This is a genomic window from Candidatus Cryosericum septentrionale (assembly GCF_003570995.1).
Lineage (GTDB): Bacteria > Caldisericota > Caldisericia > Cryosericales > Cryosericaceae > Cryosericum > Cryosericum septentrionale.
Genome location: NZ_QXIY01000030.1, coordinates 37674 through 55514, shown reverse-complemented (window position 1 = coordinate 55514; position 17841 = coordinate 37674). Strand labels below are relative to the sequence as shown.

At 57.5% G+C, this 17841-nt stretch carries 14 protein-coding genes; 10 read left to right on the top strand and 4 right to left on the bottom strand.

The window, feature by feature from the left end; genetic code table 11:
- Window positions 1-44 precede the first annotated feature (44 nt).
- The 6 genes from SMC1_RS06665 to SMC1_RS06640 all read left to right on the top strand — a co-directional run bounded on the left by SMC1_RS06665 (window position 45) and on the right by SMC1_RS06640 (window position 5442).
- Entirely contained in the window at window positions 45-647 is a 603-nt protein-coding gene (locus tag SMC1_RS06665; protein WP_165849288.1) for a TetR/AcrR family transcriptional regulator, read from the top strand.
- Complete coding sequence (locus SMC1_RS06660) at window positions 644-1687, top strand: NAD-dependent epimerase/dehydratase family protein (RefSeq protein WP_119085997.1); 1044 nt, start codon at window positions 644-646, stop codon at window positions 1685-1687. The genes SMC1_RS06665 and SMC1_RS06660 overlap by 4 nt, the downstream gene beginning before the upstream one ends.
- A 121-nt stretch (window positions 1688-1808) precedes the next feature.
- A complete protein-coding gene (locus tag SMC1_RS06655) occupies window positions 1809-2801 on the top strand; it encodes a ketopantoate reductase family protein (RefSeq protein ID WP_119085996.1) in 993 nt (330 codons plus the stop codon).
- The gene (gene plsY, locus SMC1_RS06650; RefSeq protein ID WP_119085995.1) at window positions 2798-3388 is read left to right on the top strand and encodes a glycerol-3-phosphate 1-O-acyltransferase PlsY; all 591 of its coding nucleotides are present in this window, start codon (window positions 2798-2800) and stop codon (window positions 3386-3388) included. The genes SMC1_RS06655 and plsY overlap by 4 nt, the downstream gene beginning before the upstream one ends.
- A 713-nt stretch (window positions 3389-4101) precedes the next feature.
- Complete coding sequence (locus SMC1_RS06645; RefSeq protein WP_119085994.1) at window positions 4102-4443, top strand: DUF3795 domain-containing protein; 342 nt, start codon at window positions 4102-4104, stop codon at window positions 4441-4443.
- Window positions 4444-4515: 72 nt separating this feature from the next.
- Window positions 4516-5442: a GNAT family N-acetyltransferase gene (locus tag SMC1_RS06640; RefSeq protein WP_119085993.1), complete on the top strand. Its 927-nt coding sequence runs from the start codon at window positions 4516-4518 to the stop codon at window positions 5440-5442.
- Between the two features lie 239 nt (window positions 5443-5681).
- On the opposite strand, the gene SMC1_RS06635 is transcribed toward SMC1_RS06640, so the two are convergent.
- From SMC1_RS06635 to SMC1_RS06625, 3 genes are read right to left on the bottom strand one after another with little or no spacing between them, the layout of a single operon-like run.
- Complete coding sequence (locus tag SMC1_RS06635; protein WP_119085992.1) at window positions 5682-6968, bottom strand: AAA family ATPase; 1287 nt, start codon at window positions 6966-6968, stop codon at window positions 5682-5684.
- A complete protein-coding gene (locus SMC1_RS06630; protein ID WP_119085991.1) occupies window positions 6965-8683 on the bottom strand; it encodes a DUF4910 domain-containing protein in 1719 nt (572 codons plus the stop codon). Before SMC1_RS06630 ends, SMC1_RS06635 begins: the two co-directional genes overlap by 4 nt.
- Window positions 8680-9252: a GNAT family N-acetyltransferase gene (locus SMC1_RS06625; RefSeq protein WP_119085990.1), complete on the bottom strand. Its 573-nt coding sequence runs from the start codon at window positions 9250-9252 to the stop codon at window positions 8680-8682. Before SMC1_RS06625 ends, SMC1_RS06630 begins: the two co-directional genes overlap by 4 nt.
- A gap of 274 nt (window positions 9253-9526) precedes the next feature.
- Between SMC1_RS06625 and SMC1_RS06620 the strand changes: the two genes are divergently transcribed.
- Entirely contained in the window at window positions 9527-10384 is an 858-nt protein-coding gene (locus SMC1_RS06620) for a M55 family metallopeptidase (protein ID WP_119085989.1), read from the top strand.
- Between the two features lie 84 nt (window positions 10385-10468).
- Here the strand turns inward: SMC1_RS06620 and SMC1_RS06615 are convergent, their stop codons facing one another.
- Complete coding sequence (locus SMC1_RS06615; protein WP_165849287.1) at window positions 10469-12202, bottom strand: peptide ABC transporter substrate-binding protein; 1734 nt, start codon at window positions 12200-12202, stop codon at window positions 10469-10471.
- 203 nt (window positions 12203-12405) lie between these two features.
- On the opposite strand from SMC1_RS06615, the gene SMC1_RS06610 reads away from it, so the two are divergent.
- From SMC1_RS06610 to SMC1_RS06600, 3 genes are all read left to right on the top strand, one after another.
- Window positions 12406-14115 (top strand): peptide ABC transporter substrate-binding protein, encoded by a 1710-nt coding sequence (locus SMC1_RS06610; protein ID WP_165849286.1) that lies wholly within the window; start codon window positions 12406-12408, stop codon window positions 14113-14115.
- A 228-nt stretch (window positions 14116-14343) separates the two neighbouring features.
- Entirely contained in the window at window positions 14344-16050 is a 1707-nt protein-coding gene (locus SMC1_RS06605; protein WP_119085987.1) for a peptide ABC transporter substrate-binding protein, read from the top strand.
- A gap of 349 nt (window positions 16051-16399) precedes the next feature.
- Entirely contained in the window at window positions 16400-17839 is a 1440-nt protein-coding gene (locus SMC1_RS06600; protein WP_119085986.1) for an ABC transporter substrate-binding protein, read from the top strand.
- The last annotated feature ends 2 nt before the right edge of the window (window positions 17840-17841 follow it).

Here is a 17841-nt window from a genome sequence, read left to right as displayed (position 1 = left end):
ACCGGTCGGTTTGTGTGGCTGAGGCCGAAGGATTGGGGGTTACCGTGAAACAGGAAGAACGTTCGCAGGGGACACAAAGCCGTATCCTTGCGGCCGCTGAGCAGAGTTTTGCTGAACACGGCTATGATGTGACGAGCGTCGACAGCATCTGTCGCGCCGCCGGTGTCAGCAAGGGAGCATTCTATCATCATTTTCCCAGCAAGGGGTCGGCGTTTGTGGCACTGCTGAATGCTTGGCTGGCAGAGCTCGATGGGCAGTTCGCTGCAGCGCAAACCGGCGGTGAATCTGTGCCTCAGCAGGTTGCGGCAATGGCGGCAGGAGTGAACGGGATTTATCACGTCGCTGGCGCCAAGTGGAACATCCTGCTCGAATTCTGGGCCAAGTCCAAGGCAGATCCCGAAGTGGCACACAGCACTGTCGACATGATTCGCAGATACCAGGGGTTCTTCCAGCAGGTGCTGGACCGCGGCGTGTCCGAAGGGAGTCTGAAGGTGAATGATTCGAACCTGGCAGCGACCCTCATGCTCAGCGTCGTGCTGGGGCTGCTGCTCCAGGGCATCCTGGACCCCGAAGGCCAGGATTGGGGGGCACTCATGCAGCGCGTACTGGCCATGCTCATGGAGTCCATGGGTGGGAGGAAACCATGAAGGTCCTGGTAACGGGTGCATTTGGGAACGTCGGAACGTACGCCGTCGATGAGGTGCTGCGCCGTGGAGCGACCGTCCGATGTCTGGATGTCCCGTCGCGTATGTCGAAGTGGAAAGCCCGGCCCTATGCCGGCAAGATCGAAATCACATGGGGTGACATCCGAAACACGGAGATCGTGGCACGGGCCGTCCAGGGTGTCGATGCCATCGTCCACCTGGCCTTTATCATCCCGCCGAAGAGCGAGCAGCGTCCCGCGTGGGCTGAGACTATCAACGTCGGCGGCACGTGGAATCTCCTGCAGGCCGCGCTCGCCTCGGGGCGCAGGCCGCGCATTGTCTTCAGCTCCTCCATCGCTCTGTACGGTCGTACACAACACCTCGCACCTCCGCGGAAGGCTGACGAGCAGCTGCACCCATACGAGGACTACGCTTACCACAAGCTGACTTGCGAGCACATGCTGCATGCGTCGGGCCTGCCCTGGGTCATCCTCCGGTTCGGTGCCGTTCCTCCCATCGAATTCGGTGAGTTGGACCCTCTCATGTTTGAGGTCCGGATGGACGACCGCATGGAGTACCTTGCGCCCATGGACGCTGGCACGGCGGTTGCTGCGGCAGCGATGCTGTCTGGACTGGAAGGAAAGACGCTGATGGTCGCGGGCGGCCCGTCCTGCCAGGTGACCGGACGGCAGTTCATGCAGCGCTCGTTCGACGCGCTGGGCATCGGGATGCTGCCTGAGTCGGCGTTCTCGCAGACACCGTTCCATTGTGATTTCATGGACACCGAGGAGAGCGAGCAGCTGCTGCACTACCAGCACCACAGCTTTGACGAGACGCTGGCGCTGCAGCGGAAGACCTTGGGATGGAAGAAGCTGTTCGTGCCTATCGCACGGCCATTCATCCGTCGGAAACTGCTTGCCATGTCACCCTATTACAAGCGTCACAGTGGTCGAGAAGCCCCGAAGGCAAGCCCCGGACCTGCCCGAGCAATTCCCTCTATCGTCGACCGGAGCAACGGCGCACGATCAAGAATTGAAGCGTAATGTACGGACATGTCGCAGCATCAAGGAGGGAGTATCCGTACCCTTCTTCCCAGGGGGCAATGTTCCGAAGTAGCTGCTGCAATGACCACTGAAAACGCTCCCCCATTGATACAATAGTGACATGACAAAGAAGATTGCTGTTGTTGGAGTTGGTGGCAGGACGGGGACGCTGTTTGCCTATGAGATGCGGAACTCTGCTCAAATACTGGGAGTTGCAAGGCATGTGCAAATGGACAATATTAAGGACGGCAAAGTCCTTGTTGCAAGGCAAGGGAGCAAGCCGACAAGATTTGAATGTGATGTCATTGAAGAAGATGCATTCACCAAGGAAACTGCCCCGGATTTTATTCTTCTGACAACGAAAAATCCCGTTGCTCCATCAGTGAGGTACTACTACCAAAGAGTACAACAAGAAAACCCTCCTGACTTGATCTTGTCTCAAAATGGTGTTTTTGCAGCGGAAGAGGCAAGAACCGAACTTGGGAGAATGTTCGGTTCCAACGCCCAAAGGATCAGAATAATAAGGGTTAGCCTGTTTAACCCCGTTTCCATGGAAAAAACCGCTGAGAATACGGTGATTTCGTATTTTGAACCAATAAGATTGGCTTTCGGAGTGGCGTTTGGGCCTGATGAGATACAGGACCTAAGAGGACTTTTCCTCGAGGCCGAACTTGAAGCCGAGGAAATTGCATCCGAAAATGTCAAGAACATGGAGTTTTCGAAGCTCTTTACGAATCTGTTGGGAATGTCTTCCTCTTCGTACGGGCTGACCATTGAAGAGGGTTTTGCAGACAAGAAGGTTTTCGAGGAAGAAATTGAATCGTTGAGAGAGTATGCAAGAACAGTCAAAGAAAGTGGAGGAAGATTTTTGAATTTGCACCAGTATCCAATACGTCTGTATGCTTCTTTGCTTAGCTCTCTTCCTTTACCCCTTCTGAGCCTTTTCAGAAAGCGGATTGCCAAAGCAATTGCGAAAGGGAGAGGAGGGAAGGAAAAAGGCAACATTGACGAAATTGATTACTATAACGGTGCAGTCGTAAGAATTGGGGAGCGATTCAACGTTGATACTCCGGTGAATAGGAAGATTTGCCAAACGATGAAGGCAAGGGGATGACCGTGTTCATTGTGCTTTCGATTGCCGCCTATCTTTTGGGCTCTATTCCTTTTGGTTTTCTGGTAGGCAAATTGAAGGGAGTGGACATAAGGACGATTGGCTCAAAATCTGCCTCATCGACAAATGTCTCAAGGGCGCTTGGCTGGAAATGGGGGGTTGTTTCGGCACTCCTCGATTTCTCAAAGGGCTTTTTGCCAGCATATTTGGCCAAGACGCTCTTGTCGAGTCACTGGCAGATTGTGATTGTCGCATTGCTCCCCACCCTTGGACAGGTCTTCTCGATCTTTCTTAGATTCAAAGGAGGAAAGGGCGCTTCTACTTTCTATGGCGCGACTCTTGCATTCATAGGGCCACGGTATTTTGTCTGCTTTTTCCCTGTCTTGTTGCTCACCTTTCTTGTGACCAAGAAAACGAGTTTGTCTAACTTAGTATTCTCGTGGGTCCTGGTAGTTTTGATGTACATCTTTTTTCCAGTATACTACGCCATCTTCGCTTTGTTGGGGGCATCCTTCTTGGTGTTTGCTTTGAGGGACAATATTAAAAGACTTCGCAAAGGAACTGAGCCCAATACCCCCCTTATATGGTAACCAGACACTTATTCTTGAGAATTCTTGCTTGAACCGTCATCATATCCAATATGAGAAGTCGTAGGCGAACGAGATCAAGTGGACGGGGAGCTTGCGCGTGTGGCATCTTCTGTGACAAGCGGTGTACTACTATTTAGTCGGACAGAGTAGGGTGAGATGACTCACTGCGCCGTCGGAACAGGAGAGGGTTGTGGAGATCATTTCAACTTGTGGGCGGGGATGCGGGTCCGGTGCCATGCGGATCAGAATGTACCCATAAGGAATTGTGGAACAAACCCATGAGCGACCCAATTCGCGAGCACTACTTCATCGTCCCGGACGCGGACGATGCACACGTCCTTCTCGTGCCCGAGGGCAAGGCCTAGACTCTGCCTCACACGACCCGCACCGGTGCATACAAGTGGCAGTCGACCGCACACGTCAACAAGGCTGCCAATGACATATTCGGGTTCCTTGGGACCACGCGTCGCTGCGCCTCCCCGGACCGCACTGATCTTTGGGGAAAGCCGGGAATCCCGGCTCTCAGTCGAACGCTTACCGGGAGTTTCCTGGACTCGACTCCACCCCAAGGGGCGTGAGCCGCCGGTCATACTCATCACATCGTTCGTCGTTTCTTGCACGGGCGTGGCGTTTCCCCTATGTGACACTATACTGGATGAGAAACTTGCGCAGGGCGCACCACCACAGGAGCTTCGCAGACAAAGGAGAGGGACATGGAGATGATTGCAGCGTGTGGTCTCGTTTGTACGACTTGTCCGGCATATGTGGCTGGCAGGATGACTGACAGGGCACTGCAGGAGAAGACGGCCGCCGAATGGTCGGCAGGCTACGGCATTCAGGTCAAGCCTGAAGACGTTGTCTGTGACGGGTGTCAGTCGGCTGGACCGCGACTGTTCTCGCACTGTGCCGTCTGCGACGTGAGGGCGTGTGCCCACGACAAGGGTTACGCCACCTGCGCCGAGTGCGGCGAATATAACGAGTGCAAGAGCATCAACGGGTTCTTTGGGTTCTGCCCCGAGGCGAAACCCACCCTGGACAGCCTGAGAGCGAAGTAGTCGGCCCGGTGGCTGAAGTCCCGGACCGCTGCAGGGCACGCGGCGGATTCATGACGTACACTGGAGGATCGCATGTCGACTGGCGACGATGGCATAATGATACCAACATGGCTTTCGACGCAGCAGGTCAGCCAGATTCGGGCTCTTGCGGGCGCCTGCGAGGCGAGAGATGGCTACTCGATGGAGGCCCGGCTGGACTTCGGCACGCTGGAGACACGGTGTGAGGGGTCGTCCAGCGACGTTCTCTGGTATGAGAACGGACAGCTTGTCGGGTTCGCGGGCATGTACGGCTACGGCGACCCCTCGAAAGTCGAGGCAAGTATCCTCGTCCATCCGGATTTCCGCAGGAGGGGCATGGGGCGTATCATGGCGCGCACCGTGGCGAGGGAGTGCCAGAAACGCGGAGTGAGGCGACTCCTGCTCGCCGTGCCGCAGGAGTCGCGAGAGGGCGCCGAGTTCGCTCGTGCAACGGGAACGCGGCACTCCCACAGCGAGTACACGATGGACCTCGATGTGACGCGGGTCCCTTCGTTCGAGACCATGCCTGACCCAGTGGAACTCCGGCCTGCAGGTACTGAGGATGTGCCGGTCATGGCGGCGATTGTTGCGTCAGCGTTTGCACAGCCGGTTGGGGAAGAGGAACAGGCTCTCGTGCGTTTGATGAAGGACCCTACGCGGACGACCTACCTGGCGGCGCAGGACGGGCGGCCCGTCGGGGTCATCCAGTCGGCCGTCAGCGACGGCCGCGCGTTCATCATCCACTTCGCAGTGCGGCCCGAGATGCAGGGACAGGGCATCGGGCGACAGATGTTGATGGCCATTGTCCGCGGCCTGCAAAACAGCGGCAGCCAATGGATCACCATCGAGGTCGAGACAGAGAACCGGAACGCCCTTTCCCTTTACCAGCGGTGCGGGTTTGTGACGGTCAACGCGACGGACTACGAACTGCTGGAGCTGCCCAGGATTCCCACGGCTCCCGAGCTCCTGTTCGACCGATAGCTACACGCTTTTGCGGGCGCCGGCTACGTGCCAGATCTCGCAGACAGGCCCGTCAACTCCTCGCTGATGAGCCAGAGGCACTACTGAGCGGCGCCGACCGTCGCCCCCATATAGGCAAGAGCTTCCGCTATGGCTGCGCCAATGCCGCGTGTGGCGCCTGTCACCAGGTACCCCTGCCCTGTAACATTCGGGACGGTTCCATATCTGTTACACTAACAACAGGGGTGGTTTCATGTCTGTTACAGAGGCTTGATCGGCGAGGAGTAGACGCGCGCGGCGGGTACGCTGACTAGCTCGCGCTCGGGATAGCGCAGTGCAGTCAGACCACCTCCGTGGACGCAGCCGGTGTCGATGTTGATCGTGTTCCCGACCCATGTCGCTTCGGCGACGGGCAGGTGTCCCCAGACGACCACCGCGTCGCCCTCGTATGCATGTGCCCAGTCGGCAAGGACCTTGAGTCCGAATTCGTCCCGCTGGCCGGTCGGGGAGCCAAACAGCGCGACGTCGCGGGCCCGCGGCGAGTCGATGCCGTGGAGGTCCTGGGGCAGGCCTGCATGTGCGACTACCAAGTTGCCGCCGTCCAGGATGAGGTGTGAGGGCAGTCCGTCCAGGAACTCGCGGACAAGCGCCTGCATCTCCTCGCCCGCCGCGCTTAGCTCCTGCAGTGTATGGTCGAGTCCGTTACTGATCTTGACCGGAGATCCCTGCAATGCCCTGAGCAACTTGTCGTCGTGATTGCCAGGTACAGCAAGGGCAGCGCCGGAACGGACCATCGCCATGACGATGAGGAGCGTGCGGACGTTGTCGGGTCCACGGTCCACGAAGTCGCCGACGAAAACCGCCGTCCTACCCTCTGGCGCCGTAATGCGGGGAATCAGGGCGCTCGAATTCTCAACTTTGTAGCCCATGATCCTGAGCAGTGAGAGGAGTTCATCACAGCACCCGTGGAGGTCGCCGATCACGTCAAAGGAGCCGGCTCTGTCGCGCCACAGGGTCGGCGAGGGATGAGAGGGCATTCCAAAGGCGTCTGCCTCTTCCGCGGAATGTAGCACGATGACGTGGTCGAATCCCTCACGACTCAACACACCCTCGCTGACGGGTGCCTGGGCGCACTGGCGGTCCACGACGAAGTCGCCTACGACGCGGTCCAGCCGCTGCCGGTTGCGCTCCTTGCACACCTGGGGTGGAAGCTCGAACAGGATAGCCATACGCGGACGGTGATAGCGGACTGCGAGGTCTAGCAGTGGCCGGCGTGCCTTTGCCTGCACGTTCGTGGCATCGACGACCGTGAGGCGGCCGGCGCGCAGACGCTGTTCGACGATACAGTGCAGGACCGCAAATGCGGCTGTGGTCGCAGCCTGGTCCGCTTCGTCGTCGGCGACCATGGCGCGGCAGGCGTCGGACGACACGATCTGGGTCGGCTTGAAGTGTTGCTGTGCAAAGGTCGACTTGCCAGACCCGGACGGGCCGATGAGGACGACGAGCGCCCCCTGCGCGATGCTGGGTCCTGAGAGTTGCGTGGTCATGGAAGAAGGTACCCCTTTCCTGTCAGAAGGTCGAGATAGTGCCGTGCTGCGTGGACGGCGGCGGCTGGCGCGTCGAATTCCGCGGTGGCCAGTTTCAGGGCGTCTTCGCGTTCTACGTCCAGCTGGATGAAGTTGACTACCTCTCCCTTTAGGTTGTACCAGCAGGGGAAATCGCGCATCAGACGGTCATTCCACTGGAGGTCCTCCGGGGTCATCCACACCTCCTCGATGGGGCCAATGATCGGGACCCTTGGCTGGAATGCTGGCATGGGAGCGGTCGTGCCCGCCGCAGCCAGTTCAGCGCGGACGACCGGGGTGTCGGTGGTCTCCTGCAGCGTGAGGAGTGCGGCACGGGTACGCCGAGCCACCCAGTCCCGTATCAATGGGTCGTTGTGCCGTACGCTGTCTGCCAGTCCCTGTTCACGTATGCGGGCTGCGACGGCGGCGGCGCGCTCTTCCGGGATGCCGGAGACAAGATCTGCAAGAGTATCCAGAACGCCATGGCCCACCCACTCGAATGACTGGACGCTGGACTTGTCCGGCGTGTCGTCGCTGGAGTGATAGAAGCGGTCGGGCCACTGGGTCAGCGACAGAGCAGGGACGTGGACGCTCGCATCGTTGAGGATGGCGTGGTCGGAGCCCCATGTGAACCCGGTGAGCGTCAGGCGGAAGTCGTGAGTGGTCAAGTTGACGGCCATGAGGTCCGCAATGAACGACGGCAGTGACCATGGGGTCGCGGTGACTTCCAGGGTGGAGCCGGTTTTCGTCTGGTCTTCGCCGACCATGTCGATGTTGATGGCGCATGCCAGATTGGGTTTCTGGTCGGCAAGCCACGCGATTGTGCCATAGAACTCGGGCATCCACAGGGCGATGACCTCGCGCTCCAGCGGTACGGTGTGGAGGACGCGCACAAGTTCGGCGAGCAGGGTGGCCCCGCTGGCGTTGTCGTTCGCTCCCGGCCGGGGGTGACACAGGTGCGCCAGCAGGAGGATGGGTTTCTGCGCTCCCGGCGCACCCACGTGAGCTTCCAGCACCTGCAGGTCGCCCGTGCCGGCGTCAGCATCGAAGAAGGCGTCGACTTCGACGACCTTCTTCCCGACCATGTCCTGCAGATGCTTGAACGTACGGTGGCTGACGTTGAAGCCGAAGCCCTCGCCCTGCACCTCGGAGCCGAAGGAGGCATAGTTCACGGTGTCGGGCATCTCCTCGGGCGTCCGGCCGATGCGGGCGTCCTGCGCAGGCATGAAGTCCGTGATGACACAGCGCGCCCCGCGCTTGGCGACTGCTTCGCGGTAGATGACCGGAGGTTTGCCCGTGGCAAGGACGGCACAGCCCTTGACCGATTGAGCGTAATCGGCGTCCTCCGTTCCGGACCCAACGTCGACGATGCGGAGACGTTCGATGCCGTGACTTGCCCCGGACAGGAAGATGCCGCCGATGGGGGCCATCCTCAGGTCGGGGACCAGCCACTCGCCGGTGGACAGGCGCAGGAAGCCGTCCTTGAGGTTCCAGGGGCGCGGCACGACATACCCCTGGCATGTGGTGGCGCATGGGTAGTGGCTCACCGTACTTGCTCCCACGAACTCCTGCAATCTGGTGATGGCGTCGACAAATCCCCGTCCACCCTTCGAACGATGCAGGAGGGCAAGGTCGCGCTCCAGCTCTAGCGCGTTCTGCGGGCAGAACTCCCGGAGCAGGTCTTCGCGGAGTGTCATCCTTCTCCTGCAGCCGGATTACGCAGCTCAGACTCGAGCAGGTCCATGTACACCATGTCGTAGCGCACACGGTCGCGGACGACGGACTCGCGGAAGCAGCCAAACTCCCGGAAGCCGATCTTGCGGTAGGCCTTGTCGCCGCGCGTGTTGATGGACAGATGCCGCAGGAGGATGCTGTGCAGGTTCAGCTTGTCGAACCCGTAGCGGCACAGGAGGTACAGCGCTTCACTGCCGTATCCCTTGCTCTGATACTCCTTCTCGCCCACCAGGATGCCGACCTCGGCGGTGTCCTCCCTGTTGTTGATGTCGAGCAGGCTGCAGTTGCCGATGAGCTTCTGGTCGCCGGCCAGCCGGATGGCCAGCTGGACCAGGTGGTGGCTGGCGGCTTTTGCGACGACGTCGTCGTACCAGGCATACTCCTGCTCCAGTGTTAATACCTTGCCGTAGTTGAGGAGAAAGACGTTCAGTTCAGAGTCCGTGATCCAGCGCAAGTACGCCGGGACGTCTTCGCGGCAGGCAGGCGTCAGGACGACCTTGGTTCCACGCATGATAACAGGCAGGTTCTCCATGCTCCGACCTCCTCAGAATCGATGAGACCAGCATACCCAAAAGGGCGCTGTGATGCAAGCGTCTGAGCCGATGACGGGCATGTTTGGGTACTGTGGGCTTCTGCGCCCCGCGTCCTGCATCATGTCCATGGAATGGCGTCAGCATGGCAGAAGCCTGCCATGAATGCATGCAACGTAGATGTTTGCGACATGAAACGGCGAAATCCGGATATACTTGTGTCGCTAGTGAGAAACTGTAGATTACTGCGGCGGTTGCCGCTGGGAGGTATCTGAAATGAAGTACTTCATTAGTCTGGACATGGAGGGTGTAGCTGGTCTTGCGTCATGGTCGGAAACCAGCCAGGAGCAGCGAGAGCTCATGACGGGCGAGACCTGCGCCGCCATCGAAGGCATCCGGAGTGTCGACAACAAAGCTGCAATCGTGATCGCCGACAGTCACAGCCGTGGGCAGAACCTGCTGCTCGACAGGCTCCCACAGGACGTGCAGGTCGTGCGGGGCTACCCGCGCCCGCTGTATATGGTCGAAGGAGCAGATGCAACCTGCGACGCAGCCCTGTTTGTCGGCTATCATGCTCCCATCGGAACGCGCAATGGGTCCATGGACCATACCTACTCCTCGTCCGCCATCTACGAGGTTCTGGCCAACGGGCACGTCGTGGGTGAGACAGAGCTCAACATGGTCCTGTTGGCCCGCCTGGGCATCCCATTCATCTTCGGCAGCGGTGATGAGCAGTACTGCGGATTCTCACAGCAGTTTTTCCCCCACGCCGTCTTTGTCACGACCAAGTGGGCCACCGGCCGGTATTCCCAGCGGACGCTGATGCCCGAGGCGTCGAAGACGCTGATCCGCGACGGTGCCGCCAATGCGACGCGTCAATTGATGACCCGGGGCCGCACGAACCTCGCTGACGAGCAGCTTCAGGGGACCGTCCAGCATGAGGTTCTGGCAACTTCGACATCGACCTGGACTGTGCGCTTCCTGACGACCAGCGCCTGCGACGTCGCCGCCTGGATCCCCGGCTCCCGACGTTCCGGTGGCCGTGAACTTTCGTACACCTCGGATGAGCCGACCGAGCTTTACCGTTTCCTGATGAGCTGCACGGTCGCAGGGAAGTACGACCGCGACCTGTAGCCCATCACGTTCTCTCAGTCGATGACAATGCCGGGCACGCGATGTGCCCGGCATTGTTGCATACAGTCTTTCTGTAAAGCTATCCTAGTTGCTTGGTGCCATGTACGCGTACTTCCAGTCGACAAACCCGATGCTGCCCTGATAGAAGTCCTTGACCCTTTTGCTCAGCAGAATAGGGTTCGTGTAGAAGTAGACTGGGCAAATGGCGAAGTCCTTCATTAATGTATCCTCGGCGAGGTGCATGGCTTTCAGGCGAGCCGTCTGATCAGCAGTCGATTTCTCGGCTGCAATAGCCTGATCATAAACCTTGCTGCTCCACCCGAGATCATTGTTGCCACCACCTGTAATATACAGATCAAGGAATGTATTGGGATCCATGTAGTCAGCAGTCCATCCCGCACGGGAAACGTCATAGTTGAGATTGTCCCTGTCCTGCAGGAACACACCCCACTCCTCACTGCGAATCGTGCAAGTGATCCCCAGGTTCTTCTTCCACATTTGTTGAATCGCTTCACCAATCGCTTTGTGTGTGGTGGAGGTGTTCATCAGATAGGTAAATGCAGGGAATCCCTTTCCTCCTGGATATCCTGCGTCTGCCAGCAACTTCTGCGCAGTTGCGATATCGTTGTCCTTGAAGTACGTTTCACCGCCTACTTTGCGGAAATCACTGTTCGAGGTCGCATCAGGAAAGCCATAGGGGATGAACGCCATCGCAGGCAGCTCGCCACCTTTGGTAATGTTATCCACGATCTGCTGACGATTGATCGCCAGTGTCAGGGCCTGACGGACACGCTGGTCATTGAACGGTTTCTTGCTGCTGTTAAAATTGACATAATAGGTGCCAAGATATGGCAGAATCTGCGCGTCGCCTGAAGCGACAAGGCTTTTCAGTTCGGAGGTGGGGACGTCAGCTGCGGCATCGATCTGTCCAGATTGATACATTGTCAGGGTTGTCGACGAGTCTTCGACCATATCGTACATAACGGTGGTAAGACGCACCGCGGCGGCATCCCAATATGTGTCGTTCTTGACCATCGTCAAGTGATCGTTGTGAGCCCATTCAGTAAGCTTGAAGGGACCATCGCAAACATAGGTCGATGGATCGGCAGCCCACTTCGGGTTCGCCTCAACGACCTTCTTGTCAACTGGGAACAGGGTGGGGTAGGTTGTGAGGTCGATGAAATATGGAGTAGGCCCCTCCAGGTTCACCTCCAGCGTCTTGTCGTCCAGCGCTTTTACTCCGACCGAGTTGACGTCAAACGGCTTGGTCGTATCCGCTACTGGGACTGCAGTTCCGTTGACCGTCGTGGTCACAGGATTGCCCTTCGCGTCTACCTTGACGGCATAGTACTTTCCGTCCTGTACCAAGCACTTGTTAAATGCTTCGCCGTTCTTGACGTAATACAACTGATATGCAAAATCACCCGCCGTCTCAGGAGCCAGCGCTCGCTTCCAGGCATACTCAAAGTCTTGTGCCGTAACAGGATCGCCGTTGCTCCATTTGGCGTCCCGAAGATGGAACGTATAGGTCAGCTTGTCATCCGAGACGTCCCAGCTGGTTGCGATAGCTGGTTGGGGCACATTGTTCTTATCGTTGCGCGTTAGACCGTCAAAAAGCTGGATCAGCGTTCCCAACTCTGGATTACCAACTGCAAGCGCAGGATCAAGACTGCCCGGCTCGACACCAAGATTGTACCGTACCGTCTGATCGGCTGCCATGTCAGATGTACTGACACCACCCGTGCTCTTGGTTCCACAACCGGCGAGCGTAGCGGCCAGCATGCATAGAACCAGGAATACAACAGCTTTTCTCCTCATGTGATTCCTCCGATGTTTTTTGTCTCCCGAGCAAAACCTGACGTAAGAGCAATTGTATGGATGCCTGTGTGTTTTTGCAAGACCATACGCAATACAGAATCGTGTTGTTTTTTCCTGATGTACTGTTATCCTTATAATAGTTAGGTTACTCTTGTGGTGGCCGCAAGATGCCACGAATCCTGTTGGGAAGGGGAGGCTACTGTATGAGGAAAACACTGTGGCTTGTCTTGATATCGGCATTCCTTGTTGTCGTTCTTTTGGGGACCGTTTCTTGCACCGCCAGCAAAGGCAGCTTGCAGGAGGTAACGTATAACCTGGGGACCGAGCCTGCTGGGATCGATCCGGCCATTACGACTGGCATTACAGAAGCCAACATCGAACTACAGGTCTTTGACGGGTTGACGCGTATCGACAGCAAGAATACGCCGCAGCCAGCGATTGCGAAGAGCTGGACAATCTCTACAGACCTAAAGACGTATGTGTTTACGCTTCGCGATGCGTTGTGGACGAACGGAACACCCGTCACTGCATACGATTTTGAGTATGCGTGGAAGCGCGCACTCAGCCCGGAACTGGCATCACAATATGCATATCAGCTGTACTATATTTCTGGTGGTGAAGCTTTTAACACGTCCATCAAGGTCGGCAGCAAGTACTATGTCCAAGCTGTCGACGCCAAAGGCAATCCTCTTACGAAGAAAGTAGGGGGCAAGGACGTTGCCGTGCCGGACATGGCGAAAGAGATCGACCCCAGCAAGGACGTCGGCGTTAAAGCACTGGATGACAAAACGCTCCAGGTTAATCTTGAATCACCCACTGCCTACTTTCTCAACTTGACGGCGTTCCCTACCCTGTTGCCGGTCTGCAAGGCCGTTGTCAGCACAAATGACAAGTGGGCCTCCGATCCGACGAACTACGTCACCGATGGACCGTTCACACTCACGGAGTGGTCACACAACGACAAAATGGTCTTCGTCAATAACCCGACGTACTGGGACAAGGACAAGGTCAAGCTCACGAAGATCACCTACCTAATGGTCGAGGATGCGTCGACTGCGCTTTCGATGTATCAGAGTGGTCAGTTGGATGCATCGGCCACCGTACCCCTTTCAGAGTTGCCCAAGCTGGTCACCTCAGGTGATGCACAAATCCTTCCGTACCTTGGGACATATTACTATCAGTTCAATGTCACCAAGAAGCCGTTCAACGATGTCCGCGTCCGTAAGGCCTTGCTCCTGGCGATCGACCGCAAGAGCATCACTGAGTCCATCACTCAGGGCGGACAGGTCCCCGCGCTGGCGTATGTTCCCTACGGTATTACAGACGCGCTTCCTGGCAGCGATTTCCGCAAGGCTTCCCAGGAGAGCTTCTACAAGGACAACGATATCGTAACTGCAAAGGCACTGCTTGCTCAGGCCGGTTATCCCGATGGCAAGGGGTTCCCAGCCTTCACACTGCTCTACAACACCTCCGAGGCACACAAATCCATTGCCGAGGCGATCCAGCAGATGTGGAAGAAGAACCTTGGTATTACCTGCACCCTCAAGAACGAGGAGTGGGGCGTCTACTTGGATGACCGGACAAACCTCAACTACACTGTTGCGCGTGCGGGCTGGATTGGTGACTACATGGACCCCAACACGTTCCTGGACATGTGGGTCACGGGCGGCGGAAACAACGGTACTGGCTGGAGCAACAAGTCTTACGATGCTTTCATCGCAAAGGCCAAAGCGACTGTCGACCCGAAGGCGCGCATGGCGACACTGCATGCCGCAGAGAAGATCCTCATGACAGATATGCCCATTCTTCCAATCTACTACTACACGAACCCAGTGCTCCTGAGCAAGAGCATCAAGAACTTCTACCAGTCGACGCTGGGATTTGTCGACTGGAAGCTCGCCTACATGGGGTAGCCTTCAGGAGTCACTGAAGACCACAGCCCAGCACATCAGGAATGAAGAGAGCGGCCGCGAACTCGCGGCCGCTCTGCATGTTTGCAGGAGACCGTAGCCGCTGCAGAAACAGAGGACACCCTTGGGTCGCCACCCAGACCAGGTCGTATTGCGTTTTCTTGGCGTATTGTTATTATTTCGGTAGCCGTAAGATGCGGCACGCTTTTTTTGAAAAGGGGAGGTTCGTGTATGAAAAAGGTACTATCGCTTGTCTTGGTACTGCTTTTTGTGGTCTCAATCTTTGGTGGACTGTCTGCGGTACCGTCAGCTAAGGCTGTCGCTCAGGAGGTGACGTACAACCTGGGGGCTGAGCCACCTGGAATCGATCCGGGCATTACCATTGGCGTTCCGGAAGCCACTATCGAGATGCAGGTCTTCGATGGGTTGACGCGTCTCGACAACAAGAATGTGCCGCAGCCAGCAATCGCAAAGAGCTGGACGATCTCCAAGGACGGGAAGACTTACATCTTCACGCTTCGCGGCGCGTATTGGACGAACGGAACGCCTGTCACGGCGTATGACTTCGAGTATGCCTGGAAGCGCGTGCTCAACCCAGAGTTGGCTGCCGAATACGCCACCCAGCTCTACTACGTGTATGGTGGTCAGGCATTCAACAAGTCCATCAAGGTCGGCACCAAGTACTATGTCCAGGCTGTCGATGCTAAAGGCAATCCTCTTACGAAGAAAGTAGGGGGCAAGGACGTCCCCGTTGCAAACATGGCGAAAGAGATCGACCCCAGCAAGAACGTCGGCGTCAAAGCACTGAATGCCAAGACGCTCAAGGTCTATCTCCAGTCGCCCACCGCCTACTTCCTCGCGTTGACGGCGTTCAATACGCTGTATCCGGTCTGCAAGGCTGTTGTCAGCACGAATGACAAGTGGGCTTCCGATGTCAAGACATATGTGACCGATGGACCGTTCAAACTCACGCAATGGTCACACAACGACAAGATGGTCTTTATCAAGAACCCGACCTACTGGGACAAGGACACAGTCAAGCTCACCAAGATCACCTTCCTCATGGTCGAGGATAGTTCGACTGCGCTTTCGATGTATGAGAGCGGTCAGTTGGACTCCGCGGCGGACGTGCCCAGCTCGGAGTTGCCCAAACTGGTAGCCTCAGGCGATGTAAAGATCCTTCCAATGCTTGCGACATACTTGTATATGTTCAACGTCACCAAGAAGCCGTTCAACGATGTCCGAGTGCGCAAGGCTTTGACGCTCGCAATCAATCGTCATCAGATCACCACGTCCATCACGAAGGGCGGGCAGGTTCCCGCGCTGGGTATGGTTTCCAACGGTATTCCGGACGCACTTCCTGGCAGCGATTTCCGCACTGTGGGTGGTCCATACTTCAAGGACAACGATATCGCTACCGCAAAGTCACTGCTTGCCCAGGCTGGTTATCCGAATGGCAAGGGGTTCCCAGCCTTCTCACTGCTCTACAACACCTCCGACCTGCACAAATCCGTCGCCGAGGCGATCCAGCAGATGTGGAAGAAGAACCTTGGTATCACCTGTACCCTCAGGAGCGAGGAGTGGGGTGTCTACTTGGCTGACGAGGCGAGCCTCAACTACGATGTCGTGCGTAGGGCCCCAACTGCTGACTACATGGACCCCAATACGTTCCTGGAGCTGTGGGTGACAGGCAATGGAAGGAACATGACTGGGTACAGCAACAAGGCTTATGATACTCTCATTGCAAAGGAAAAGGCCACTGTCGACCCGAAGGCGCGCATGACGGTACTGCATGCCGCAGAGAAGATCCTCATGACCGATATGCCCATTGCTCCAGTCTACTTCTACACGAACCCGATGCTTCTGAGCAAGCACATCAAGAACTTCTACGAGTCGGCGCTGGGAATTGTCGACTGGAAGAACGTTTATATGGGGTAGCCCTCAGGAGTCTCTGAAGATCACAGCCCAACACATCAGGAGTGAAGAGAGCGGCCGCGAACTTGCGGCCGCTCTGCATGTCGTGGAATGCCGCCGTTCCCCAAGGAGGCGGGAGCCTGTGGGCAAGGGCCGTTTGTGTTCATGCACCACGGGTTTTTGACACCAGGCCTCCAGGACTTATACTATTCGTGGTCAAGAGTAAACCGGCTTCAGTTCCGTCGTGGGCTGTCGCTATGGCTGTACGCCGTCGTGCGTGTGGCTTCAGGTTCTGCGCCGTCGTGCGCTGTGCCTCCGGTAAGATAGGGCGTGTTGTCGCCCTTATTTGCTAATTGCCTCGGAGGATTGCGCTATGCACACCAGAGTTTATCGTCCCATCTGTCTTGTCGTGATTGTCACCGCCATGCTTGTCGTCGGCTTTCCATCCATCACTGCACGGGCGGCGTACCAACCGGTGTCGTCCGTCGTTCTGACTGTGGGGAGCCCCACGATGACCGTGAACGGTTTCCGCTTCCCAATCGACCCGGTGGACCCGAAGGTGGTTCCTGTTGTTGAAGCAGCCTGGGACAGAGCCCTCGTGCCGATTCGCAACGTCGTGGAGCTGACTGGTGGTGACGTGACGTGGACGCCCGCTGCCAAAACGGTCTGGCTGTCGCTGGAGTCGCACGTGGTGGAACTGACGGTCGGGAACGCCAATGCGCGCGTCGACGGGCGCACGGTATGGATCGACACAGACCACCGGGTCGTGCCGACCATTGTTCTCGGTCATGTCATGGTCCCGGTTCGGTTTGCCGCACAGTCGCTCGGGGGGCTCGCAACCTGGACTCTCCAGAGCAGGACGATTACGCTCACCCTGCCCAAACAGATGGAGCAGGTCACTGACATGATGGGGCACATTGTGACTGTGCCGCGTCACGTCGTACGCATCGCGACCCTTTCTGCGACTGCCACACAGCTTGTCTTTGCCGTCGGAGCACAGGACCAGCTCGTCGTCGCAAGCTTTGGTTCCGCGGTCAAAGGGAAGGCCATGGGAGCGATCTATCCGAGGATGAACCAGGTCCCCGAAGCCGGCAACCAGAATGCGGCGAACATCGAGACCCTGCTTGCGGCCCGTCCGGACATCGTCCTGACGGAAGAGGGTCCAGCGCTGGATCAGATGAAGGCGGTCGGACTGCCGGCGTATGCGTTCTCGGCCGAGCAGCCGGGGCAACTCTATGATGCTATCAAGCGGATGGGAGTGTTAACTGGTCACATGGCAGAAGCAGCTGCCTCGCTCAACCTGCTGACCACGAAGATGAAAGAAATCGCGGACGAGGTCGGTGCCGTGGAACCTGCAAGACGCCTCAGGGTCTACGTCGCAGGGACGGGCATCTTCAAGACCTTTGCCGGCGACTTCTTCCAGACGTTCATGGTGAGGAACGCGGGGGGAGTGAGCGTTTCCGAGCAGCTGACCGGCGGCAAGATTGACGTTTCTCCCGAGCAGGTGCTCGTCTGGAACCCAGACGTCATCATTCTCACGTCCTATACCACCGACACCGTGAGTGACGTCATTACCAACCCCAAGCTGCAGAATGTGGCGGCCGTGCGGGACCACAGGGTCTACGTGATGCCGAAATACGTCGTCTCGTGGGACATGCCGGTCCCCGAGTCGTTTCTGGGCACGATGTGGCTGGCCCACAAGCTCTATCCCGATCAGGTCCGGTTCGATATGTCTGCCGAGATTACGCAGTTCTATCGGCAGTTCTACCAGTTCACGGTCCCCGCGGCCGACCTCGCAGCGCTTTCCCAGTAGAG

Bases quoted from the DNA above. Each gene is read 5' to 3' on its own strand.
- SMC1_RS06660 (WP_119085997.1), top strand. From the start codon at position 644: ATGAAGGTCCTGGTAACGGGTGCATTTGGGAACGTCGGAACGTACGCC.
- SMC1_RS06600 (WP_119085986.1), top strand. From the start codon at position 16,400: ATGCACACCAGAGTTTATCGTCCCATCTGTCTTGTCGTGATTGTCACC.
- SMC1_RS06610 (WP_165849286.1), top strand. From the start codon at position 12,406: ATGAGGAAAACACTGTGGCTTGTCTTGATATCGGCATTCCTTGTTGTC.
- SMC1_RS06615 (WP_165849287.1), bottom strand. From the start codon at position 12,202: ATGAGGAGAAAAGCTGTTGTATTCCTGGTTCTATGCATGCTGGCCGCT.
- plsY (WP_119085995.1), top strand. From the start codon at position 2,798: ATGACCGTGTTCATTGTGCTTTCGATTGCCGCCTATCTTTTGGGCTCT.
- SMC1_RS06605 (WP_119085987.1), top strand. From the start codon at position 14,344: ATGAAAAAGGTACTATCGCTTGTCTTGGTACTGCTTTTTGTGGTCTCA.
- SMC1_RS06620 (WP_119085989.1), top strand. From the start codon at position 9,527: ATGAAGTACTTCATTAGTCTGGACATGGAGGGTGTAGCTGGTCTTGCG.
- SMC1_RS06625 (WP_119085990.1), bottom strand. From the start codon at position 9,252: ATGGAGAACCTGCCTGTTATCATGCGTGGAACCAAGGTCGTCCTGACG.
- SMC1_RS06635 (WP_119085992.1), bottom strand. From the start codon at position 6,968: ATGACCACGCAACTCTCAGGACCCAGCATCGCGCAGGGGGCGCTCGTC.
- SMC1_RS06630 (WP_119085991.1), bottom strand. From the start codon at position 8,683: ATGACACTCCGCGAAGACCTGCTCCGGGAGTTCTGCCCGCAGAACGCG.
- SMC1_RS06645 (WP_119085994.1), top strand. From the start codon at position 4,102: ATGGAGATGATTGCAGCGTGTGGTCTCGTTTGTACGACTTGTCCGGCA.
- SMC1_RS06655 (WP_119085996.1), top strand. From the start codon at position 1,809: ATGACAAAGAAGATTGCTGTTGTTGGAGTTGGTGGCAGGACGGGGACG.
- SMC1_RS06640 (WP_119085993.1), top strand. From the start codon at position 4,516: ATGTCGACTGGCGACGATGGCATAATGATACCAACATGGCTTTCGACG.